Annotated in this window: 21 protein-coding genes and 1 pseudogene; 12 read left to right on the top strand and 10 right to left on the bottom strand. The window is 60.2% G+C overall.

All coding sequences use genetic code 11. From position 1 onward, the window contains the following. Nucleotides 1–19 precede the first annotated feature (19 nt). Genes pgi through A9K65_RS21010 form a run of 3 tightly spaced genes read right to left on the bottom strand, consistent with a single transcriptional unit; the run spans nt 20 to nt 3061 of the window. The gene (gene pgi / locus A9K65_RS21020; protein WP_064994319.1) at nt 20–1669 is read right to left on the bottom strand and encodes a glucose-6-phosphate isomerase; all 1650 of its coding nucleotides are present in this window, start codon (nt 1667–1669) and stop codon (nt 20–22) included. Then, the gene (gene tal, locus A9K65_RS21015; protein ID WP_064994320.1) at nt 1669–2766 is read right to left on the bottom strand and encodes a transaldolase; all 1098 of its coding nucleotides are present in this window, start codon (nt 2764–2766) and stop codon (nt 1669–1671) included. Before tal ends, pgi begins: the two co-directional genes overlap by 1 nt. A gap of 43 nt (nt 2767–2809) precedes the next feature. Further along, nucleotides 2810–3061 carry a DUF982 domain-containing protein gene (locus A9K65_RS21010; RefSeq protein ID WP_084015940.1) on the bottom strand — a complete coding sequence of 84 codons (252 nt, stop codon included), beginning with the start codon at nt 3059–3061 and terminating at the stop codon, nt 2810–2812. A gap of 733 nt (nt 3062–3794) precedes the next feature. Here A9K65_RS21010 and A9K65_RS21005 point away from each other — a divergent pair. The 5 genes and pseudogenes from A9K65_RS21005 to A9K65_RS35250 form a co-directional block, all read left to right on the top strand. Beyond that, nucleotides 3795–5168, top strand: a complete 1374-nt coding sequence (locus A9K65_RS21005) for a cytochrome ubiquinol oxidase subunit I (protein WP_280953818.1) — start codon at nt 3795–3797, stop codon at nt 5166–5168. Continuing rightward, a complete protein-coding gene (gene cydB / locus A9K65_RS21000) occupies nt 5165–6175 on the top strand; it encodes a cytochrome d ubiquinol oxidase subunit II (RefSeq protein WP_064994321.1) in 1011 nt (336 codons plus the stop codon). Before A9K65_RS21005 ends, cydB begins: the two co-directional genes overlap by 4 nt. A gap of 269 nt (nt 6176–6444) precedes the next feature. Further along, nucleotides 6445–7017: an NADPH-dependent FMN reductase gene (locus tag A9K65_RS20995; RefSeq protein ID WP_064994348.1), complete on the top strand. Its 573-nt coding sequence runs from the start codon at nt 6445–6447 to the stop codon at nt 7015–7017. 258 nt (nt 7018–7275) lie between these two features. Continuing rightward, entirely contained in the window at nt 7276–7410 is a 135-nt protein-coding gene (locus A9K65_RS36515; protein ID WP_280953742.1) for a hypothetical protein, read from the top strand. Between the two features lie 266 nt (nt 7411–7676). After that, nucleotides 7677–7816, top strand: a pseudogene (locus A9K65_RS35250) (IS21-like element helper ATPase IstB); the annotation flags it as partial. A 119-nt stretch (nt 7817–7935) separates the two neighbouring features. Here the strand turns inward: A9K65_RS35250 and A9K65_RS20985 are convergent. Further along, nucleotides 7936–8814 carry a GNAT family N-acetyltransferase gene (locus A9K65_RS20985; RefSeq protein ID WP_064994322.1) on the bottom strand — a complete coding sequence of 293 codons (879 nt, stop codon included), beginning with the start codon at nt 8812–8814 and terminating at the stop codon, nt 7936–7938. Nucleotides 8815–9042: 228 nt separating this feature from the next. Here A9K65_RS20985 and argE point away from each other — a divergent pair, with 228 nt between their 5' ends. The 5 genes from argE (at nt 9043) to A9K65_RS20960 (ending at nt 14245) form a co-directional block, all read left to right on the top strand. Next, complete coding sequence (argE, locus tag A9K65_RS20980; RefSeq protein ID WP_064994349.1) at nt 9043–10167, top strand: acetylornithine deacetylase; 1125 nt, start codon at nt 9043–9045, stop codon at nt 10165–10167. A 16-nt stretch (nt 10168–10183) separates the two neighbouring features. After that, nucleotides 10184–11107: a glyoxylate/hydroxypyruvate reductase A gene (locus A9K65_RS20975; RefSeq protein WP_064994323.1), complete on the top strand. Its 924-nt coding sequence runs from the start codon at nt 10184–10186 to the stop codon at nt 11105–11107. A 15-nt stretch (nt 11108–11122) separates the two neighbouring features. Continuing rightward, nucleotides 11123–11479: a cupin domain-containing protein gene (locus A9K65_RS20970; RefSeq protein WP_064994324.1), complete on the top strand. Its 357-nt coding sequence runs from the start codon at nt 11123–11125 to the stop codon at nt 11477–11479. A 226-nt stretch (nt 11480–11705) separates the two neighbouring features. Next, nucleotides 11706–12749, top strand: coding sequence for a tartrate dehydrogenase (locus tag A9K65_RS20965; protein ID WP_064994325.1), 1044 nt, complete (start codon nt 11706–11708; stop codon nt 12747–12749). A 20-nt stretch (nt 12750–12769) separates the two neighbouring features. Next, on the top strand, nt 12770–14245 hold the full coding sequence (locus tag A9K65_RS20960) for an NAD-dependent succinate-semialdehyde dehydrogenase (RefSeq protein WP_064994326.1): 1476 nt from the start codon (nt 12770–12772) through the stop codon (nt 14243–14245). A gap of 149 nt (nt 14246–14394) precedes the next feature. Here A9K65_RS20960 and A9K65_RS20955 read toward each other — a convergent pair whose 3' ends face one another. Beyond that, a complete protein-coding gene (locus tag A9K65_RS20955) occupies nt 14395–15084 on the bottom strand; it encodes a haloacid dehalogenase type II (RefSeq protein ID WP_064994327.1) in 690 nt (229 codons plus the stop codon). A 323-nt stretch (nt 15085–15407) separates the two neighbouring features. On the opposite strand from A9K65_RS20955, the gene A9K65_RS20950 reads away from it, so the two are divergent. Then, the gene (locus A9K65_RS20950; protein ID WP_064994328.1) at nt 15408–16247 is read left to right on the top strand and encodes a GNAT family N-acetyltransferase; all 840 of its coding nucleotides are present in this window, start codon (nt 15408–15410) and stop codon (nt 16245–16247) included. A gap of 13 nt (nt 16248–16260) precedes the next feature. Next, nucleotides 16261–17637 carry an aspartate aminotransferase family protein gene (locus A9K65_RS20945; protein ID WP_064994329.1) on the top strand — a complete coding sequence of 459 codons (1377 nt, stop codon included), beginning with the start codon at nt 16261–16263 and terminating at the stop codon, nt 17635–17637. A gap of 182 nt (nt 17638–17819) precedes the next feature. Here A9K65_RS20945 and A9K65_RS20940 read toward each other — a convergent pair whose 3' ends face one another. The 5 genes from A9K65_RS20940 to A9K65_RS36625 all read right to left on the bottom strand — a co-directional run bounded on the left by A9K65_RS20940 (nt 17820) and on the right by A9K65_RS36625 (nt 22865). After that, a complete protein-coding gene (locus tag A9K65_RS20940; RefSeq protein WP_064994330.1) occupies nt 17820–18296 on the bottom strand; it encodes an Lrp/AsnC family transcriptional regulator in 477 nt (158 codons plus the stop codon). Between the two features lie 10 nt (nt 18297–18306). Beyond that, on the bottom strand, nt 18307–19380 hold the full coding sequence (locus A9K65_RS20935; protein WP_064994331.1) for a tartrate dehydrogenase: 1074 nt from the start codon (nt 19378–19380) through the stop codon (nt 18307–18309). 73 nt (nt 19381–19453) lie between these two features. Further along, nucleotides 19454–20779: an FAD-binding oxidoreductase gene (locus A9K65_RS20930; protein WP_064994332.1), complete on the bottom strand. Its 1326-nt coding sequence runs from the start codon at nt 20777–20779 to the stop codon at nt 19454–19456. Nucleotides 20780–21070: 291 nt separating this feature from the next. Beyond that, nucleotides 21071–21622 carry a hypothetical protein gene (locus A9K65_RS20925; protein WP_198327511.1) on the bottom strand — a complete coding sequence of 184 codons (552 nt, stop codon included), beginning with the start codon at nt 21620–21622 and terminating at the stop codon, nt 21071–21073. A gap of 178 nt (nt 21623–21800) precedes the next feature. Continuing rightward, the gene (locus tag A9K65_RS36625; RefSeq protein ID WP_064994333.1) at nt 21801–22865 is read right to left on the bottom strand and encodes a cupin domain-containing protein; all 1065 of its coding nucleotides are present in this window, start codon (nt 22863–22865) and stop codon (nt 21801–21803) included. Nucleotides 22866–22877 lie beyond the last annotated feature (12 nt).

Here is a 22877-nt window from a genome sequence, read left to right as displayed (position 1 = left end):
TTGCGGTCCGGCTGTCGATTCAGTGCTTCTTGATCCGGCGATAGCGCTCGATCAAAGCATTGGTCGAGCTGTCATGTTGAAGATTTGGGGTCGCGGAAACTTCCAGTTCAGGGATTGTTTTCTCGGCCAGCGCCTTGCCCAGCTCAACGCCCCATTGGTCAAACGAGTCGATGCTCCAGATGACGCCTTGCGTGAAGACGCTGTGCTCGTAGAGCGCCACCAGGCTGCCTAGTATCTTTGGCGTCAGGCGCTCGGCAAGCAACGTATTGGTAGGGCGGTTGCCTTCGAAGGTGCGGTGCGGAACCAGCCAATCCGGCGTCCCTTCCGCTCGGACTTCCCCTTCCGTTATGCCGAAAGCCAGCGCCTCGGTCTGTGCGAAGAGATTTGCCATCAGGAGATCGTGGTGGCGTCCCAGCGGATTCAATGCCTGGCAAAACCCGATGAAGTCGCACGGAACGAGCTTGGTGCCTTGATGAATGAGTTGGTAGAAAGAGTGCTGCCCGTTGGTGCCAAGTTCGCCCCAATAGATCGGCCCTGTTTGGTAGTCGACTTTCGTGCCGCCAAGCGTGACGTGCTTGCCATTGCTCTCCATCGTCAGTTGCTGGAGATAGGCGGGAAAACGCTTTAGATATTGCTCGTAGGGAAGCACCGCGACCGTCTGCGCTTCGAAGAAATTGTTGTACCAGACCGCGAGCAGACCCATCAGAGCCGGCAGGTTCTGATCGAACCGTGCAGTGCGAAAATGCTGGTCCATGTCATGGAAGCCCGACAGCATCGCCTGGAAATTTTCCGCCCCGACGGCGAGCATGGTGGATAGGCCTATCGCCGAATCCATTGAATAGCGGCCGCCGTCCCAATCCCACATGCCGAACATCTGTTCGGTGTCGATGCCGAATTTGGCGACCCCTTCGGTATTGGTCGAGACGGCGACGAAATGCCGGGCCACCGCCCGCTCGTCGCCCAGCTTGCGCAGCACCCATTGACGGGCCGTATGGGCGTTGGTCAGCGTTTCCAACGTTTTGAACGTCTTCGAGCAGATGATGAACAGCGTTTCTTCAGGATTCAGATCTCGCGTCGCTTCCGCGAAATCGGTACCGTCGATGTTCGAGATGAAGCGGAAAATCATGTCGCGCCGGCTGTAGTGGCGCAGCGCTTCATAGGCCATGACCGGCCCGAGGTCAGAGCCGCCGATGCCGATATTGATGACGTTGCGGATCGGCAGGCCTGAATGGCCGCGCCATGCGCCGCTGTGGATCTTGTTCGTGAAATCAGCCATCTTGCCGAGCACCGCGTGCACTTCCGGCACGACGTCGATACCGTCAACTAAAATTCGCTCGCCAATTGGCGCGCGCAGCGCCGTGTGAAGCACAGCACGCTGCTCGGTCACATTGATCTTCTGACCGCTGAACATCGCTTCGATGCGCTCACGCAACCCGGAGGCCTCGGCAAGTTCAATGAGAAGCTGGACCGTCTCAGGCGTGATGCGGTTTTTCGAATAGTCGAGATAAAGTCCGCAGGCGTCGACGGTGAACTGCGTGCCACGTCGGGGATCATCCGCGAAGAGCTGTCGCAGATGCAAAGGGCGCACTTCCTGACAATGCGCCAGCAACGCCTGCCATGCTGAAAGCTCCGTGAGCGGCAATGTCCTGGCCGCAAGAAGCGCGCTCATCATCTGCCGGCCGAACCGTGGCGATGTAACTGCTCGCTCTTCAAGGCAATCACCGCCATCAGATCGGCCCATGATTTGGTGAAGGATTGCGCGCCTTCCAACTGGAGCTGCGCGGCAAGCGCCTGAATGTCGACGCCGGCTTTTGCGAAATCGCCAAGCACGGTTTCGCTGTCGCCGCCATCCTCCCGCATGATGCCGCGCAACACACCCTCTTTCGAAAACGCATGGAGTGTCTTCTCTGGAATGGTGTTGATGGTAGCAGGCGCGGCGAGCGCTTCGATATAATAGGATTGCGGAAGCTGCGGATCCTTGGTGCCGGTGCTCGCCCATAGCAGACGCTGGGAAAGTGCGCCGGCATCGGCCAGCTTGCGCCATCCGGAAGAGGCAAGCCGCTCCCGGTAGGCTTTATAGACTTGCCCGGATATGGCGATACCGAGACGGTTCCGCAGCGCGGGGTTAACCTTATCCATGACCGCCTTGTCCCAGCGGCTGACGAAGATTGAGGCGACAGAGGCGATCTTCGGGTCGAGCCCGGCGTCAATCCGTCGCTGAATGCCTCGGCAATACGCGTCGGCCGCCGCCACATACTGCTCGCACGAAAACAGCAGGGTGACATTCACGGGCACGCCGGCGAAGATCGATTCCTCTATGGCCTCGACACCTGCGGGCGTGCCCGGAATCTTGATGAACAGGTTGGAACACTCCGCCTGCCCATGCAACCGCTTGGCGGCTTCGACAGTGGCGCCGGCATCGTTAGCCAGCAAAGGCGACACTTCCAGGGAAACCCAGCCATCGATGCCGCCCGTCACTTCGTGGACCGGACCAAAAAGTGCTGCGGCTTGCTTCAAATCTTCCAGCGCCAATTCGAAGAATAGCTGCTCGCCCGCTTTGCCTTCTCTGGCTTTTCGACGTAGGGCCTCGTCGTAAGCGGCACTGTTACGAATGGCTTCATCGAAAATTGTGGGGTTCGATGTCAATCCGGTCACCGAAAATTCGGTGCAATAGCGCTGAAGGGTGCCACTGCTCAACAGATCGCGGGTGATGTTGTCCAACCAAAGGCTCTGGCCGAGTTCGTGCAATCGGGTTGTTGCGTTCATTGTGACCTCGCTAGTGGCGGGAAATGGTCCATCCCGGCATTGTCTATTGGTTCGCACAATCGACCAACATGTGCGCTTCCCGCGCTGCGTCGATGAACGCATTTCCTGCGACGTCGGCGGGAACACTGCCGTTCAAGGCCTGTCGGCACGCCGGTTTCGCAGATCGGCGCTTGTCGCTTCTTTCACTGCGCCAATGACCGTTGAGCAGGTCAAAAGCTTGCCGAGTGTTCATAAGGTTTCGGATGTCGCCGCTTATGGCGGTGGCGACAGAAAGTGGCTTGGAAGACCAATACATGGGACAGGCCTCGGATTGGCTGAACCCACGCAACGCGCTTCCTCGGGGGAAGTTTCATCAACCGGCATCACCCTTGCGTGAAACCAGGGTGTGTGAGTATGGCGCCGAAATGAAAAACCCACCTTGGCGGCGGGTCGCGGGCGCAAATCAGCACTATGCCCGTATTAGCAGCACAGTTGCCGGGTCACTAAGCAACCGGCTCGTGCACCGGGGTCGGTCGCAGCCTTGCCTGTACAGCCTCGGTGAACAGGGGCAGCCGGGTCAGCCGATCATCATCTCGCTCACCGACGTACAGGCTTATGAACGTTTCCGCCAGGCTGGACGGAACTTCGGCCATATCTTCGCATAGTGCAGTTGCAGGACTGAATCCCAGCAAATCCGCTCCAAGTTGCCGGCTTCGACAGTAGGCCTTGCGATCAATTCTTTGCAGTGGCGAACGGGAGGCGCCCCGACTGTCACATTTCGACGCAGCAGCCGCTGGACAACTCCTTTGGCTGTCTCCGTCGAAAGGCTTATCAGGGTATATTTGGTGGTCTGGTTCGAGGTTGACGGCCAGACAGAAGAGCGGTTTCGAATCCTTGTATCGACACCGACGCCAATTTCTATAGCTTGATCACGGCTTTGAATCGAGGCGTGATCTCTGTGGCGGCTGCTGCAGCATATGAAGTGATTCTCACCAGCTTGGCATCGGGAGAGACGAGTAATGGATTTTGATCCTGTATTCCTGTAGCGACTGCAATTTGCCTGGGTGATCGGCTGGCACATCCTGCTGCCGGCTATTACTGTAGGATTGGCCGCGTTCATCGCGATGCTGGAAGGCCTCAATTTCTTCACCGGAAGGGACATCTATCTCCGCATCTCGACGTTCTGGATCAAAATATTCTCGATTGCTTTCGGCATGGGCGTCGTCACAGGCGTTGTCATGCCTTTCCAGTTCGGCACGAACTGGAGCCGCTTTTCCGACGCGACCGCCAATGTCCTTTCACCGCTTTTCGCCTATGAGGGCCTGACGGCGTTCTTCCTGGAGGCGGCCTTCCTTGGCGTCCTTCTGTTCGGACGGCAGTTGGTGCCACGCTGGGCGCATTTTGTCGCGGCACTGATGGTGGCACTGGGAACTTTGCTTTCTTCCTTCTGGATCCTGTCGGCAAATAGCTGGATGCAGACGCCGGCCGGCTACGAGATCATCGACGGCCGGTTCTTCCCGACCGACTGGTTCAAGGTGGTCTTCAATCCTTCCTTTCCCTACCGGTTGGCGCACACCGTCGTCGCCTTCTTCGTCACGACCGGCTTCGTCGTCATGGGCGTCGGCGCCTATCTGATGCGTCGGGGGAGGTCGGCCGCGGAAGGGCGAACGATGCTGTCGATGACGCTCTGGCTGCTTACAGTGCTGGTCCCACTCCAGATTTTCATCGGCGACCAGCATGGTCTGAACACGCTTGAGCACCAGCCGGCAAAGCTCGCTGCAATCGAAGCGCGTTGGGAAACCGCGCGGCAGGTGCCGTTGACGCTTTTCGCTATTCCGGACGACAAGGGCGAGCGCAACCGATTTGCCATCGACCTTCCATGGCTCGGCAGCCTCATCCTTACCCATGAGTTTGATGGCGAGGTCATCGGCCTCAAGGACTTTCCGGCCGATCAGCGTCCGCCCGTCGCGATCCCATTCTTCGCCTTCCGCATCATGGTCGGCTGCGGCCTGCTGATGCTCGGCCTCGTCCTCTTTGGCGGATGGCTTCGCTGGCGCGGCCGGCTGGACACTTCGCCGGCTTTTCTCACGCTCACTCAGATCGCGGCGCCCATCGGCTTCGTGGCGGTTATCGCCGGATGGATTACCACCGAGGTCGGACGTCAACCCTGGACGGTCTACGGCCTTCTACGAACGGCGGAATCGGTGACACCGTCGCTGACGAGGTCCGATGTTGTGATCTCGCTGCTTGGCTACATCGCCGTCTATCTCATCATCTATCCCGCGGGCCTCTCCCTGATGCTGCGCATCGTGCGCAAAGGCCCGTCCATCGTCGCCGACGAGGGCGCTGAGATCGAGGGGGGCAGGCCCGAGGCGCCGGTCCGAGCCGGAGCGGTCGAACTTCGAGAGGGGGAAGTGCGATGACCCAAGTGCTGGATTTCGTGCCGATCTGGACGCTGATCCTCGGCATGGCGGTGTTCTTCTACGTGCTTCTGGACGGCTTCGACCTTGGCGTCGGCATGCTTTACGGCTTCGCGCCCGACACGGCGTCCCGCAACACCATCATGAACTCGATCGCTCCGATCTGGGACGGCAACGAGACCTGGCTGGTGCTGGGCGGCCTGGGACTTCTTGCTGCGTTTCCGCTTGCCTTCGCCATCATCATTCCCGCGGTTTATTTTCCCATTCTCGTCATGCTGCTGGCGCTGGTGTTCCGTGGCGTGGCGTTCGAGTTCCGCTTCCGCGATGCCGAGCACAAGACCTTCTGGGACCACGGTTTCTGCTATGGCTCGGCCGTGGCCACCTTTGCTCAAGGGGTCGTGCTCGGCGCCTTCATCCAGGGTTTCGAGGTCACTGGCAGGCAGTTCTCCGGAGGGTCTTTCGACTTTCTGACGCCGTTCTCGCTTTTGACCGGCTTTGCCCTTCTGTTCGGCTATGGGCTTTTGGGCGCCGGCTGGCTGATCTTAAAGACAAACGGAGCGGTACAGGAAACAGCGCGTCGGCACGGCCGCGTGTGCCTTGTTGGCGTCCTCATCGGTATCGGCATGGTCAGCATCTGGACCCCATTCATGAGCGAGGCCATCGCCTCGCGCTGGTTTGCCTGGCCCAATGTTCTATATTTGGCCCCGGTGCCCGTAGCGACCGCGGCGGTGGCATTCTTCACGTGGCGGGTGCTGGACAGCGCAAGTGAGATAAAGCCCTTCATCGGCGCCATCGGCCTTTTCATGCTCTCTTACGTCGGTATCGCGATCAGCCTCTTTCCGATGATTGTTCCTTATCATTTCACGCTTTGGGAATCAGCTTCGTCCGAGCGCACCCAGGCTTTCCTCCTTGTTGGCACGCTGGTGCTGCTGCCGGTGATCCTGATGTACACCGGCTGGTCCTACTGGGTGTTTCGCGGCAAGGTCCGTACAGATGTCGGATATCATTGATTTCGTTGTGCGGATCCACTCAGCCGCTTGGTGGCTCGCTGGCAGCTCAAATGAGACTGTGAGCTGCGGTGTGGCACATTCCGTTGACGTCACCTAAAGTCCGCAACCTGTCGCTACGAACCAACAGCGCAGGTACCCGCTCTTCCGATGTTCGCTTCATCGCGTCGTGAACCCTGCAGCAGTTGAATCCAGCAGCTTGTCCTAAATGTGCTGGTGTCCGACTTTGACTGAGCAGATACTGTTTGGGGGCGGCAATATGGGAGTGCCTGATGACCACGCACAAAGTCGGCTATCTGATTGGTAGCCTCGCCACGGCATCGATCAATCGCAAGCTTGCAAAAGCACTAGTGCAGCTTGCTCCACCAGAGCTTGAAATGTCGGAGATTTCCTTCAAGGATTTGCCGCTCTACAGCTACGACTACGATGCTGACTTTCCACCTGTCGCGCGCGCTTTCAAAGACTCTATCGCCGCGGTGGAGGCAGTCCTTTTCATAACGCCCGAGTATAACCGCTCGATCCCAGGTGGGTTGAAGAACGCAATCGACTGGGCCAGCCGCCCTTATGGCAAGAACTCGTTCGCCCGCAAGCCCTCAGCTGTCATTGGGACCTCGCCCGGAACCATAGGGACCGCCGTGGCCCAGCAAAGCCTGCGAAGCGTGCTTAGCTTCTGCAACTCCCCGCAGATGAACGCTCCGGAAGCCTACATTCAGTTCACGCCGGGCCTGATCACGGACGGCGGCGAAGTCACAGTCGAATCCACGCAGGAGTTCTTGCTCAACTACATGGCCGAGTTCCATATGTTCATCGCACGGGTCCTTCAGGTGCTTCCCAAGGATGCCTGATGTTGTCACGGAGCCCTTAGACGGCTTCGATCCGGAGGGGAGGGGCCTGCTTGCTGCCTTTTGCAACACCGCATTGGATCCGGGCGTGATCGCTATCGGGATTTCGGCCTGACAGACCCCCCTCTGTTAACGGTCGTCTTGTCGCTTATGAAAAGGACCAGGGATGGCTGGTGTGGATAATCAGCCGTGGCGGCTTGCCCATTGGGCCAGCCGGCGCGCACTCTCACAGCTATGGTGGCGGAGCATGTAGAATCGGCCTTGTTTGAACAGTCACTCGGCAACATCGAGGGCCTCAATCGACCGTTCTATGATCGTGTGGCTGACGCCGCGGAAAAAACCGATGGGTCGGTTCTGTTCGATTTTCGCGTCGACGGCGATACCTACGTTCAGTAAATAGCTGCCATGGCGTAGTCGGCACAGCTATAATCGTGATGGGGAAGAACGGACAACTTAGATGCGCATCGGTAACGGGGACACCGCTCCTTTGGTGGCAGAATTGGCTGACTGGAATGCGTTTCCGCTGAGTGAGCAAGCAAAGGTTGATCACCGCGGAACAGCCAGCATCCTGCTAGCGAAGCTCCGTAGTTCCGGTCACTTCGGCCGGGATGGTTGGCGTTCCTAAGCGAGAGTTAGGCGGCATTAGCCACCTTCCTAACGCTCGCGGCCGCTTCTTCAATGTCGTCATCCGAGACCCGCGACGGCCGCCAAGGCAAAATTGCCGATCATCTGACCCGGCTCGACTTCGTCGTGTTTCGATGAACTCGGCTATCTCTCCTCCGCCCAATCCGGTGGCCAATTGCGTCTTTAACGCCAGCGACCAGAACGCCGCCTATTCGGCGGGCGCTGGTCTCCTACACTCGCTCGCCTGCGCGCACGGCCACGCGGTTGGCGCCTTTCGGTCGCATTGTGGTGCCGCAGTCAACTCAATGCGTGGCCAGCCAATCCATAAACCCACGGCCCGTTTTCTTCCCGGTTCAGGAATCGGCGCCCTTTGGACATGGTCGTAACGGTCTCGGCAATGCCAAGGCCGCACTGGTCGAGAAACGCGGCAAACATGCCTTCTTTCTCCCGCGTATCGACTCGGACGAAGCGTCCTGCAAGATTTCTCAGATGGATGGCTGTAAGATGGACCGCGTCCAGATCGCTGCGCGCGACCATCGGGCCGATCACGTAGCCACGTCCGAATTCGCGACACATGGAATAGCCGACGATCTCGCCGCCACGGCTCAAAGTGCAGATAGAGGCATTCGCTGAAAGCAATGCGAGCAGGCTGGCGCGGTCTGTCCCAAACGCTCGTCTGTCGAGCCCCATGATCTCCTTCAGCCTGTCGCTCGGCAGCGCCTGCAATTCCCCGTCCAAGGCCGGCAGGGCAGGGAGTGCAGGCGGAATCTCTCCTTGGTGCATGAATACGATTCCTTCGGTCGTGAAACCGAGTGAGACATAGAGGGGATAGGCGGCATGGGTGGCGTTGAGCGCCAAATTGCGATCGCCACACTGCTCGAGCACCTGGTCCATGAGCCATCGACCGCCGCCTTGCGCTTGTGTGCGGGGCGTTGTGATCACTACGCCGATGGTGGCGAAATCGTCCCCTTGCGGAAACCACATCGCGCTGCCGAAAACGCGCCCGATGCCGTCTACGGCAACGATGCCGCGGCCCGCGCGGCGCAGAGTGTCCCAGTCCTTCGGCCGATGCGGCCAGCGAACCGAGATCGAGAGCGCGTGGAGCAGATTGACATCGACTTCGTCGATGTCCCGCGCGACCAGTTCGAAAGACTTCAGGCGCACTGATCTCTGCATTTCAGTCGACCTGCTCCCTTTTTCCAAGTCCCACGGTCGCGACCCGTCCTCGCTGACGTGCCGCAGCCGTCTTTTGCCCCATGATTGCACCCGAAAGCCAGCAGGTTTCGCTGGTTCCGGGCCAATATTCGAAATCTTCGGCCAAAGCATACCTTCATTCGGCACGGAATGCTCTCGCCTGCTGCCACACTTGTTGCATCCAGCGAACTGCGAGTGGAGCGGCGCCCTGTGAATGTCGAAGAAATTCTTGCGAGGCTGATCGCGTTCCCCTCGGTCGTGGGCGCGCCCAATGGCGCGATCGTCGATTGGGTGCGTGAATATTGCGAGGCGGCCGGAGCTGAGGTGACGGTCCTTCGCGGCCCGGAAGGCGACCGGTCCAACCTGTTTGTCACAATCGGAGCTCGGCATGCCCGCGGCTACATCTTGTCGGGCCACATGGATGTCGTGCCGGCCGGTGAACGGGAATGGCACTCGGATCCGTTTGTCCTGCGCCAAGACGGCGCCAGGCTTCACGGTCGGGGCACCTCCGACATGAAGGGGTTTCTCGCCTGCGTGCTGGCCGCGGTGCCGCGGCTCGCGGCGATGAACTTGCCACGGCCAATTCATCTCGCATTCTCCTATGACGAGGAGGCAGGTGCCCGTGGCGTGCCGCATCTCATCGCCGCGCTGCCAAGCCTGTGCGAGAAGCCGCTTGGCGCGATTATCGGTGAGCCGAGCCGGATGGAAGCCGTGCGGGCACACAAAGGCAAGGCGGCCGTGCGGCTCGAAGTGATCGGACGGTCCGGCCATTCTTCACGGCCCGAGCTGGGACTGAATGCCGTGCATGCAATGGCTGGTCTCGTCACGCAGATCGTGGCCTATGGCCAGACCCTTGCGATCGGGCCATTCGACACGGATTTCGCGCCTCCATACTCGTCATTGCAGGTTGGTGTCATCGCCGGCGGCCAATCCGTCAACATCATCCCCGATCGCTGCACCGCCGATATCGAGGTCCGTGCCGTGCCAGGTGTTTCGCCGAGATCCCTGCTCGAGCCGGTAAAGACCCAACTGACGGCTCTACGCGACAGCGGCTTTGAAGTGGCTTGGCATGAGCTGAGTGCGTATCCGGGGCTTTCGCTCCCGCAGGAGAGTGGTTTGGCGGCCCTTCTGGCCGAGTTGACGGGGCGTCAGCCCCTGTCTGCGGTGAGCTACGGAACGGAAGCTGGCCTTTATCAGCAGGCCGGCATCGACGCGATCATCTGCGGCCCCGGCGACATCATCCGGGCTCACCGTGCCAATGAATATATCGAGACCGGCGAACTTGCTGCCTGCCAGAGCATGATCGAGCGTCTCGCCACGCGCCTTGCCGGATAGCAGGAAAGGGCGGTTCATGGCTTTTCTTTTCAATTCCGACCCGGTGCGCGCAGCGGTCTTCCGCAAGGCTTTCGCACGCGAACTACCGGACGTCGAATTGTTCCACAGCAGCGAATGTTTCGACCCGGAGGAGGTGCGCTACCTCCTGACCTGGACGGCGCCAGATGATCTCGCGCGCTATCGCAATCTCGAATTGCTGTTTTCGCTCGGCGCCGGCGTCGACCAGTTCAACCGTGAAAGCCTGCCTCGGCAGGTGAAGCTGGTGCGCATGGTCGAGGACGGCATCATTCGCATGATGCAGGAATATGTCGTTCTTGGCGTGCTGAGCCTCCACCGGGATATGGTGGCGTATCGTGAACAGCAGAAGCGCCAAGCGTGGCGGGGTCTTGCCGCTCCGCAAGCGACCGAACGCCGGGTTGGGTTTCTTGGCCTCGGCATGCTGGCGCAGGCAGCTATCGAGCGATTGCTGCCGTTTCGCTTTCCCCTTGCCGCCTGGAGCCGAAGCAGGAAGGAGATCGAAGGGGTGACCTGCTTTTATGGCGCGGACCAGCTTGCCGGTTTCCTCGCGCGCACGGATATTCTCGTCTGCCTGCTGCCGCTGACGAAAGAAACGCGTGGCATCCTCGATGCGGAACTCTTTTCCCTCCTGCCGGCTGGGGCGAGATTGTTGCATGTCGGCCGCGGGCCGCAGCTAGACCAAACCGCCCTTGTCCAGGCTCTCGATAGCGGGCACCTCACCGCCGCAATGCTCGATGTCACCGATCCCGAGCCACTGCCGGACGGCCATCCGCTCTGGCGGCACCCGAAGGTGGCGATCACGCCGCACATCGCTTCCGTAACGCAAGCAGATTCCGCGGCGCAATCCGTCGTGGACAACATCCGGCGCCACCGCGCCGGAGAAGAACTGATCGGCCTCGTCGATCGGACACGCGGCTACTAACCAGGAAAACATAAAATGTCACTTCTGATCACGATCGACACAGATCCAGCCTTCGCGCCGAAGCAGGCATTGCCGGCTCCAGAGCGGCTCATCTCCGGCAATCCATCCTTCAAGACTTGGGCGCAGGATGCTTCGAAAGGCGAGAAGGTTCTGACCGGCGTCTGGGAGGCGACGCCTGGCGAGACGCATTCTATCAAGGGCACGACCTGCGAGTTCTGCCACATCGTTTCGGGCCTCGTCGAGATCGAGGAGACGGGCGGTGAGACCAAGACTTACCGCAGCGGCGACAGTTTTGTGATGAAGCCCGGCTTTGTCGGCGTCTGGCGCACGATCGAAACCGTGCGCAAGATCTACGTCAGCGTCTATGACTGAGCTCAACGCTCAAGGTCTGGCCGAATAGCGCGCGCGCCGGTTCCAGAACAATCCACTCTCCAAGTCCCGCCCGACGCGATTCGACGCCGTCGGGCGGCTCATCCTCGGCGGAAAATACGGCGCGCTGTCGACTACTGTTCCAAAACCAGGTGCGAGACGCCGCATGTCGCTGCCGTGTTGAGCAAGCTGCGACCTTCGGTACCCATCGGTCTCCAGGAGGATATCAATGAAGGCTTACACGATAGGGCACATCCCAGGCGACGGCATCGGCAAGGAGGTGACCGAGGCTGGATGGGAGGTGCTGCAGGCTGCAGCAAAGCGAGGCGGCTTCGCCCTTGAGGATACAAGGTTCCCATGGTCGTGCGCCTACTATCTGGAAACCGGTGCGATGATGCCCCCTGACGGCGTCGAGATGCTGCGGAAGTTCGATGCAATCTACCTCGGCGCTGTGGGATGGCCAGCAAAGGTGGCCGACTCCGTATCGCTTCACGGACTGCTCCTGCCGATCCGCAAAGGGTTCACGCAGTATGCCAACATACGGCCGCACAGGCTGTTGCCAGGCGTTCAGGGACCTCTTCGCCGTGATGGTTTCGATATACTGTGCATCCGGGAGAACACGGAAGGCGAATACTGCGGCGCTGGTGGGCGCATTCATTCCGGAACGGCCAATGAGGTCGCGATCGAGACGGCAATCTTCACACGTGAGGGTGTCGAAAGAATCCTCCGTTTCGGTTTCGAACAGGCGCGGACGCGCCGCAAGAAGCTCGCATCCGTCACCAAATCCAACGCGCAGAAACATTCCATGGTTTTTTGGGATGAGGTCACGCGTGAGGTGGCGAAAGACTATGCCGATGTGGAGGTCTCGCACTACCACGTCGACGCCATTGCCGCCCGCATGGTCCTGGCGCCTGAAAGCCTCGACGTGATCGTCGCCTCGAATCTTTTTGGCGACATCCTCACGGATATTGGAGCGGCCATTCAGGGCGGGCTGGGTTACGCCGCCTCCGCCAATATCAATCCCGATCGCAGCGCGCCTTCGATGTTCGAGCCGGTCCACGGTTCGGCGCCTGACATCGCGCATCTCGGCATCGCCAATCCGATCGCCGCGATCTGGTCCGGTGCGATGATGCTCGGGCATCTGGGCGAGGAGCAGGCCGCGGCCGAAGTGATGTCGGCGATCGAGTCCGCAACCGCACGCGGGATAGGCACGATTGCAGGCAAGGACACGACTGAAGCAATCACGCAGGCCGTGCTGGCAGGATTAAGCTGAAAGAGCAGAGGAAAAGAACCATGAACGCAATAACTAAGATTGGTTTCCTGAAGGGTGCGGACCTGTTTCGCCAGCGTGGCCTCATTGGCGATGTCTGGCAGCATGCGCACAGCAACGCGACTGTCGATGTGATCGATCCGGCCAGTCTGGAAGTGCTTGGAACCGTGCCCGACATGGGCCGGGATGAGACAAGGGCTGCAATAGATGCAGCGCAGGCGGCGTTCAAGGACTGGAAGGCCAGGACCCATGCCGAACGCGGAGCGCTTCTGGAGCGCTGGCACAGCCTGATACTGGAAAATGAAGAGGACCTGGCGTTGCTGCTGACGCTGGAACAGGGCAAGCCTCTGGCAGAAGCACGCGGTGAAATCCGCTATGGCGCCTCCTTCGTGAAATGGTTCGCCGAAGAAGCACGCCGGATCGGTGGCTCGACCATTCCGTCTCCCACGCCCGATCGCCGCATTCTGGTGCTGAAGGAGGCCGTTGGCGTCTGCGCAATCATCACGCCATGGAATTTCCCTAACGCGATGATTACGCGCAAGGTGGCGCCGGCGCTGGCCGCGGGTTGCACGGTTGTCATCAAGCCGTCGGAATTCACGCCATTTTCGGCGCTGGCGCTCGGCGTACTGGCGGAACGGGCGGGTATTCCTGCCGGCGTGATCAACATTGTGACCGGCATGCCCATTGAAATCGGCAACGAACTGATGGCCAACGAGACGGTGCGCAAGATCTCGTTCACCGGCTCGACCCGCGTCGGAGCGCTGCTCATGCGTGGCGCGGCCGATAGCATCAAGCGGCTCAGCCTCGAGCTCGGCGGCAACGCGCCCTTTATCGTCTTTGATGACGCCGATCTGGGCAATGCAGTCGAGGGGGTGATCGCATCCAAGTTCCGCAATGGCGGTCAAACCTGCGTCTGTGCGAACCGGATTCTCGTGCAGGCGGGCGTTTACGATGCTTTCGCAGAAAAGCTGAGCCAGCGCGTCAACCGAATGAAGGTTGGCGCGGGGACCGACGACGGAACGGAGATTGGCCCGATGATCAATGCGGCCGCCATCGACAAGATCGAGCGTCACATCGCGGATGCACAGGCGAAAGGCGCGCGGATCATCGCCCAGAGCGAGACGGTGCCGGACGGCAAGCAATATGCACGGCCCATCGTGCTGGGAGAGGCTACTACCGAGATGCTGCTGGCATCGGAAGAGACGTTCGGCCCGGTGGCGCCGCTTTTTCGCTTCGAAACGGAGGACGAGGCCATTGCGATCGCGAACGGTACGCCCTTCGGCCTTGCCGCCTACTTCTACACCGAAAATCTCAAGCGGTCATGGCGTGTTGCCGAGGCCCTGGAGTTCGGTATGGTTGGGCTCAACACGGGCATGATCTCGACCGAAGTAGCGCCTTTCGGCGGTGTCAAGCAGTCAGGGGTGGGGCGCGAAGGATCGCAGCTCGGCATCGAGGAATATCTCGAGGTCAAGACGCTTCATGTTGGCGGGCTTAACTAGTTCTGTTGCAAGCAGGTGGAAACACCTTCCAAAGCGTGGAACAACAAGAAAGGGGCGGTGAAAACCGCCCCTTTCTCTGTATTGCGACCAGTGATCATTAACGTGGTGGGAGTGCCTCACCCTGGCGCGACTGCACCAGCAACAGACGCTCAGGCGAATTCGCGAACGGGCTCCAGCCCGACGGCGCCGGCCAGCCCGCCGATATCCTTGATTTCACTGTACTCGTAGTATGGGTTCGCGGGTTCGTGGCCGCGATTCACCCAGACCTTGCTCTTGATGCCAAGATCATAGGCGGTCATGAGATCGTAGCGGAATGAGGACGACACATGCGTAATGTCTTCCGGGCCGCAGCCGAGCTTGTCGAACATGTACTCGAAGCCCTTCATATGCGGCTTGTAGGTGCCGGTCTCCTCGGCCGTGATGACCATGTGGAAGGGTACGCCGAGCTTCTCAACGTTCGACATGATCAGGCTCTTCATGGAATTCGACAGGATCACCAGTGGGATTTCCTTGGCGACCTTGGCCAGTCCCGCCGGGACATCCGGGTGCGGACCCCATGTCGGTATTTCCGAATAAATGCGCTGGGCATCCTCAGGCCGGAACGTCACATTGTTGCGCTTGCAGGCGCGCTCCACGGAATTGTGCACGACCTCGCTATAGGGCTTCCAAGCGCCAAGAACCTCATCGAGGCGATAGGCCGAGAAATCCTTGATGAACTGCGTCATTACGGCTGGGGAGAGTTCCGCACCGTAAACTCGTCTTGCCGCGCCGGCCATGTCGAAGTTGGTCAGCGTACCGTAGCAATCGAAGGTGATGTATTTCGGTCTGAAACGGGTCATTGGCGTCTATCCTTCCAATCCTGGCGGCACCGCGTGCCTTTAACGACAAGGATCATAACGAGCAGCGAAAAGGACTAGTCGCCGCATTCTCTGCCGCTTGAAGCAGATTGTTTTGTATCGTGGCAGGGCTTTGGCAGAGAGTTGCGCACGACGTGGTTCCGAGCTTGCCAGGCGCTTCCCTCGCCCGCCGGCTCGTCGGCATAAGATGCGGCGCCGGCGGCAAAGGAAAGTCAAAACACCTAGCTCACCGGTACGCGTCGGGAGGAACTGCTGTCGGCCGCAGCCTAACTTTGCATTGAAGAATTCAGGCCGGGAAACGACCCATGACCCCAGGGCGAGTCACGTTCAAAACGATGACAACCGAGCATTTGAACGATGCTGTCGAATTGTCACGTCATGTTGGATGGCCGCACCGTCGTGAAGACTGGGAGCTGATGCAGTCGCTCAGCCAAGGTCTCGTTGTCCAGGAGGAAGGACGCGTGGTGGGGACGATTCTGATGACGCCCTACGGCGACGATGCCGCCAGCGTCAACATGGTCATCGTCGATGCCGCAATGCGCGGTCGCGGGCTCGGGCGCAAGCTGATGGAGGAGGCGCTTACCAAGGCAGGCGAGCGCACTTGCTATTTGGTGGCTACGCAGGAAGGGCTCCCACTCTACGAGAAGCTGGGATTTGTCGCGACCGGCAAGATCGTGCAGCACCAGGGCATGGCGCCGTCTGCAGATGCACCGGCACATGTGTCATGGGGCGAGGACGGCGACCACGCGCGCCTTGTCGCTCTGGATTGCGCCGCGTTTGGTCACGACCGGTCGGCACTCATGAACTCGTTGTGCGAGCGGGCGAAGTTCGCCGTCATTCGCGATGCAGGCGATGTCCAGGCGTTTGCCGCAATTCGTCGTTTTGGTCGAGGGCTGGTCATTGGGCCGGTGGTGGCGAGGACGCTGCACGAAGCGAGATGCCTGATCGACTTCCTGCTGGCCGACAGTGCGGGCGAGTTTGTCCGCATCGACACCAACGAATCCACGGCTCTCGGCGAGTGGCTCATCCGTCGCGGCCTGGCCCACGTCGGCGGTGGCGTAACGATGCGACGAATCGCAGACGAGCCGAAAGTCGAAATCAGGTCACACCAAACTTATGCGCTCGTTAGTCAGGCGCTAGGCTGAACCGGAGGAAGAAATGCTTGAAAACTCCCTGATCGAACTCGACCGTGCGCACCTGGTTCACCCGTTTTCATGCTATCGGAGCCACGAAGAGACGGGTGTGCGCGTGCTCAAATCCGCCAAGGGCGCTACAGTGACCGAGGCAAGCGGGAAAACCTTGCTGGACGGGTTCGCGGGTCTCTGGTGTGTAAACATCGGATACGGGCAGGAAAGCGTCGTCGAGGCAGCGGCCAAGCAGCTAAGAGAGCTTCCTTATGCGACGGGATATTTCGGGCTGGGGTCTGAGCCGGCCATTCGTCTTGCCGCCCGGCTTGCCGAATTGGCGCCTGGCGATCTGAACCATGTCTATTTCACGCTGGGCGGGTCCGACGCGATAGACAGCACCATCCGTTTCATTCGCTATTTTTATCACGCCAAGGGGACGCCGCGAAAAGACCAATTTATCTCGGTCGGGCATGGCTACCATGGATCCTCTACGGTTGGCGCAGGTCTGACCGCGCTGCCGGCTTTCCATGCGGGCTTCGGCGTTCCTTATGACTGGCAGCACAAGATTCCCTCGCACTACGCCTATCGCAATCCGGTCGGTTCCAACCCGCAGGCGATTATCGATGCATCGGTCGCGGCGCTGCGGGCCAAAATCGCTGAGCTCGGCGCGGATCGCATCGCGGCCTTCTACGCTGAACCTATCCAGGGTTCGGGCGGTGTCCTGGTTCCGCCGGCTGGCTGGCTAAAGGCCCTGCATGCCCTATGCAAGGAACACGACATCTTGTTCGTTGCCGACGAGGTCATCACCGCTTTTGGCCGCACCGGTCCCCTTTTCGCCTGTGAGGAGGACGAGGTCGTGCCGGATCTGATGACCACAGCGAAAGGACTGACGTCGGGCTACGTGCCGATGGGCGCCGTCTTCATGACCGACCATGTCTACAATACGATCGCGGACGGAGCCGGCAAAGCGGCTGTCGGCCACGGCTATACCTACTCAGCCCATCCGGTGAGCGCAGCGGTCGGGCTGGAATGCCTGCGTCTCTATGAAGAGGGCTTGCTCGAGAACGGTCGGAAGGCCGGGAAGCGACTGATGAGGGGCCTCAGCTCGCTCGCAGACCACCCGCTGGTTGGCGATATTCGCGGTCGCGGCATGCTGGCTGCGATCGAGCTGGTCACGGACAAGGAGCGCAAAACACCGCTGCCGGCGGCGGCCGATCCGGGGCGCCGCATCTTCGACCGGGCGTGGGGGAACGGCCTTGTCATTCGCGCCTTCAACAGCGGCATACTCGGTTTCGCGCCACCGCTCTGCTGCACGGACGACGACATCGATGGAATCCTCGAACGCACCAGGATGACGCTGGATCAAACCCTCGAAGACAAGGATGTGCGGGAAGCGATGAAGGGATGATCGTCGTCATGGGTGAAGCCACCCGATCCATGCGAGCGGGGCCTGAAGGAAATCCTCAGGTCTTGCCGCATTCCGTCAAGTGCCAAGAAAGTTGCAGTTAGGCGGACTTCCGCCGTAGCACACGGGCAGCGGAAGCGAACGATGGCGCCCGCTTTCCAGTCCCAGACTGCAGGGGTGGCCTTTCATCTGTCGAAAATGACGTCGAGAGGCAAGTGGGATTTCACGATCGGTGACTTCAACACGACGAAGCTGAAATATTTGTCGATCCCGATATCCAATTCGAGCATGCGCTCCATGATAGTCTGATACTCGCTAATGCCCGCCGTCACGAACTTCACAAGGTAATCGTATCCGCCCGAAATCAGATGGCATTCGATGACGGAATCAACTTTCTGAATGGCGGTGAGAAATCTCGCGAAGTCGTTTTGTTGATGGTGCTTGAGCGTAACCTCGGTGAAGATCGTTAGAGTCTGTCCGAGCTTGGACACGTCGATCTGGGCGGAATAGCCGGTAATGAAGCCTTCCGCCTGAAGCTTCTTCACCCGCATCAGGCAAGGGCTCGGCGAAAGGTTGACCAGGTCGGCAAGCTCGACGTTGGTGACCCGCCCGTTCTTTTGCAGTTGGGATAAGATCTTGATGTCGATCTTGTCGAGTTTCATCGCAAACCTGTCACACGTTCGAACCGCGGATCGTCCGGCAGACGGCGTCCGTCACGTCCTGCGTGGTCGCTGTCCCACCAACGTCCGGCGTCAGCACGCCTTCACTCGTCACTGTTTCCACAGCGCTCATCAACCGGACGGAGGCTGCGCTTTCGCCCAGATGTTCGAGCATCTGGGCAGCGGTCCAGAAGGTGGCGACGGGGTTGGCGATACCCTTGCCGGCAATGTCGAAAGCCGAGCCGTGAATTGGCTCGAACATCGAGGGATAGCGCCGCTCGGGATCAATGTTGGCGGTTGGTGCAACGCCGAGACTGCCCGCCAGCGCGCCTGCAAGGTCCGACAAAATGTCGGCGTGAAGATTTGTGGCGACGATCGTGTCGAGGCTGCGAGGTTTGAGTGTCATGCGCACCGTCATAGCATCAACCAGCATCTTGTCCCACGCGACGTCAGGGAACTCTTGCGCCACCTCGGCTGCGATTTCATCCCACATTACCATGCCGTGACGCTGCGCGTTGGATTTCGTGACAACAGTCAGGAGCTTTCGCGGCCGTGACCGCGCCAGCCGGAATGCATAGCGCATGATGCGGGCGACGCCGACGCGCGTGAAGATCGCGACTTCGGTTCCGACCTCCTCGGGGAGACCGCGGTGGGCGCGGCCGCCGTGGCCGGAATACTCGCCCTCCGAATTCTCCCTCACGATCACCCAATCCAGATCGCCGGGCCCAACGCCCGCCAGCGGCGAAACGATGCCGGGCAAAATCCTGGTCGGCCGCACGTTCGCGTATTGATCAAAGCCTTGGCAGATCGGCAGCCGGAGACCCCAGAGCGTGATGTCGTCGGGCACATCGGGAGCGCCGACAGCACCGAAGAAGATGGCATCGAAGCGCTTCAGTTGCGCCACTCCATCTTCAGGCATCATCCGGCCATTGGCCCTGTAGTAGTCCGATCCCCAGTCGAAGTGCTGGACGCGTAGCTTGAAGTCGCCGCAGCGCTGCTGCAGCGCCTCAAGCGCCTGGAGACCGGCGGCGATCACCTCTGGGCCGATCCCGTCGGCAGGAATGGCGGCAATCTCGTATTCGCGCATCGTTACTTCCCTGTTTGAGCAGTCGCGGCATCAATCTCGTGTGCGATCGATAGTACGTTGGCAAGCCATCTTCTCAGAATTCAGCGACCTTGCCCCATGCAGCGGTCTTCAGGCGTTCGGGCCTATAAGGACGCGGATCGACAACAGGCTCGCTGCCTGTGATGATGTCGGCGATCATATGCCCCGCGCCGGGGCCAATCCCGAACCCGTGACCACTGAATCCCGCCGCCAGGATAAAGCCCGGAATCCCCTCCACTTCGCCGATCGCGGGAATGCCGTCGGGTGTACTGTCGATATAACCCGCCCAGACATCGGAGATCGCCACGCGTTGGAGTTCGGGGATCAATTCGCAGGCTCTTCGATATGTCAGCTGAATTTGTCCCATGTCGGGCTTCGGGTCGAGAATCCGGTTCCGTTCCATCGGCGTAATGTCGTCAAGGCCCCATTTGCGCAGGCTTTCATGTCCTTGACGCCAGCCCTCGAAGGCCCCCGGGGCGAGATTGCGCCAGCGGCGGGCGAACATCGGTAGAAACTCGCGGCTGAACCTGAACTGCTGCGGCGTTGGGTCGACGCGAGCTCGTCCGCTGATCGCCAGCGCGTATCCACCGTTGCTGCGCCGCGTCAGCGAGACGCTCGTGGTATGCAGGGCATCGGGCAGGCCGATTGCGCCTGGCGCTACGGCTAGAATGGACTGACGCACGGCAGCTTGCGGGAAGCGCATGCCAAGCTGGTTGCAGAAGGAAGAAGCCCACGCGCCTCCGGCCATGACCGCGATCTTCGTACGGATGGTTCCCGCTTCCGTCACGACCCCGCTGACCTTGCCGGCGCTCAACTCCAGTCCACGCGCTGCGCAATGCTGATGCAAGGTACCGCCCGCCGCCATGATGCCACGCGCGGCAACCGGCACTGCCGTGGAGGGATCCGCCGTTCCGTCAGTCGGTGAGAAAACCCCGCCCTTCCATTTGCGTCCGGTCGTCTTGCCCTTCTCGGTGGCTTCCTCTGCGCTCAGCACGTGCGTGGTGACTCCGACCGTTTTCGCAAAATCGCGCCACCTTGCCCAGCCCGCCAGCTCATTTTCGTCCTGTGAGAGATACAGAAGCCCGCAGCGGCGAAATCCAGTATCCCCGCCAGTCTCCTGTGCCACCTTCTCCCAGAGATCGAGGCTCTTGGTTGCCATAGGCAACTCGCGCGCATCTCGGTTCTGCTGGCGGCACCAGCCCCAGTTTCGGCTTGACTGCTCGGCGGCCACGCGTCCTTTCTCTACCAGGGCGACGCTGACGCCGCGGCGCGCGAGATAATACGCCGTGAACACGCCCACCACGCCGCCGCCGATGACGACGACGTCTGCCTCGCGGGGGAGGGAAGGGCTGCACTCGATGTGCATGAGCGGCGCGGGCATCTGCGGAACTCCGGTAACTTTGAAGCATTCTAGCCCGCGCCGAGAATAGACAGGCTGCGGAGTTGTGTGCCTGGACGGAATATCCTGCCGTTAGCGGCCCTTAGGACATGCAATTGTTGCGTGAAAAGCTCGCTGGCGCCCACCTCTCAGAGGGAAGGTAGCTGAAGCCTAAAGCCATCTCGTGTGGAGGAGCGTCGATTGCGGATGCGGCCTAAAACTCAGCGACCTTGCCAGGGGACATGATGGATCTCGCTCTACGTCAGGCCTGGACGGCTTGGACGACGAAAAACTTCACCACGCGATTTTTACTTTCCCATCCGATCGATGCGCCCTAGGGCACGAAAAGCGCATCTCGGTGCCCGCCGACAGCACGCTGCCATCGGGCGCGGCGAATCGTACACTCGCGGCTAGCAGATGCATGAACTCGTTGTGGCGATGCGGGCGAACAACCCGGTGGTATGGGGTCGAATCCCACGTGCCCGCACGGTAATCCGCGCCGTCGCTGGAGAAGACGTTGTCGCTGCGGCATTGCGGGGCCGGGCCAAGCAAAGCCTCGGCCGGTAGCGAAGCAGACGGCTTGAAGTCGGCGTCGGCGCGCAACTGGACAAGGCCGGGCTTCGTCGGTTTGTCGCAAGCGGCCGCGCAGAACGAAAACCGCACGCCTGATTCAGTCTGGATGCGAAGCGTGGTGCCGCATCCGATGACAGCACCCGCTTGCGGACCGAGCACCAGCGGGGCCGCGCCGACCACCGTCAGGATCAGCTCTCCTTCCACCACGACGATGGTTTCGATGTGGGGGAAGCTTGCGACTTCGAGCTCGCCAACAAAGCTGGTTCGGCCCACGATATCGAGTCCGGCCCTTCCCAGGCGATTTCGCGATGCCCACAAAGGGATCATCCGAGCCGGACGCTGTCCTGCGGAAAGGGGTTGCAACGGGTGCGCCGTCGGCGCGATGCAGCACAATAGCCACGGTCATGATTGCTCCTGCGCGTCTGAAAACCTAGCAGTCGGTACCGTCCTGCTAAGCAGTCAACTGGGATCGATCAGAATGAGCGAGATCAGTTACCGGGGGTGGGTAGCAGGGTAGGGCGGTTGACGTTGCCACCAACACTTCACATCCTTCCTCGCCCAAGGCCACCGCACTGTGCTCAACGCCATATGGGACGACGATGAACTCTCCGGGTTCGATAATTTCTTCACGGTCACGAAATTGCATGAGCAGCCGTCCCCGGTGAACGAAGAACAGCTGATCGTCGTGCTGTCGAAATGACCAACTGGAGGCGCCATTGAACATGGCGACCTTGATTTGCATGGCGTTGACACGCCCCTCGACTTTAGGCTTCCAAGGCGCGCGCAGCCCGGCAAACTCAATTGACAAATTCTTCTTGTGAATTGGCGAAAGGTGCTTGTTCAGGGCAGCCACATCGCGAATGATTGCGGTGAGTTGGCTTGGTAGGTCATTCCCATTGGCCGGGTATCTGCCATCCAAAGCTGCGGTCCCAATCGTAAATCCAGCTGCGCCGGCGCCTTGGACGACTGCAATTCGTTCTGGGGTGTCGATCGAACCCGCAACATAGACAGGCTTGGTGACTGCAGCGCAGACGGCCTTCATCAACTCGGGCACGTTCTCCGCCGAACGGTATGCCAGCAGATCCAGGCCATGCACTCCATCGTGCCCTGCAATCGCTTTGGCACTTTCGACAATTTCGTCGATGGCGCCTTCAAGCACGCTCGGATGACCGGCGATCCGACCCGGAAACGGGAAGTACTGGATGCCGGTGTCCTTGATGATCGGCAGCACGTCGTCGACCCGCGTGCCACCAAGAAGAACATCGACGCCGATTTCGGCAGCTGCCTTTGCCGAAGCAATTTCGCTTTCGCGGTCCAGTGACACGACTTCCAGGTAGGAGGTTGCACCGCCCGTCCTGATGGCCGCATTGAGGTCTTTCAGCTGCTCGATCGGCAAGCCGATATCCTTGAACCCGATGTGCCGCACGCCGAGGCTGAGCGCGGTTTGAAGTTGCCGCGAGGCGTCCGGAACCGTGCGGTCGTTGCGCGTAAGCATGAAGATGAAGCGTAACCCCATTGGTGTGGTTCC

It is taken from the genome of Mesorhizobium sp. WSM1497 (genome assembly GCF_001672455.2).
Classification (GTDB): Bacteria; Pseudomonadota; Alphaproteobacteria; order Rhizobiales; family Rhizobiaceae; genus Mesorhizobium; species Mesorhizobium ciceri.
This window is presented reverse-complemented; position numbering and strand designations above follow the sequence as displayed.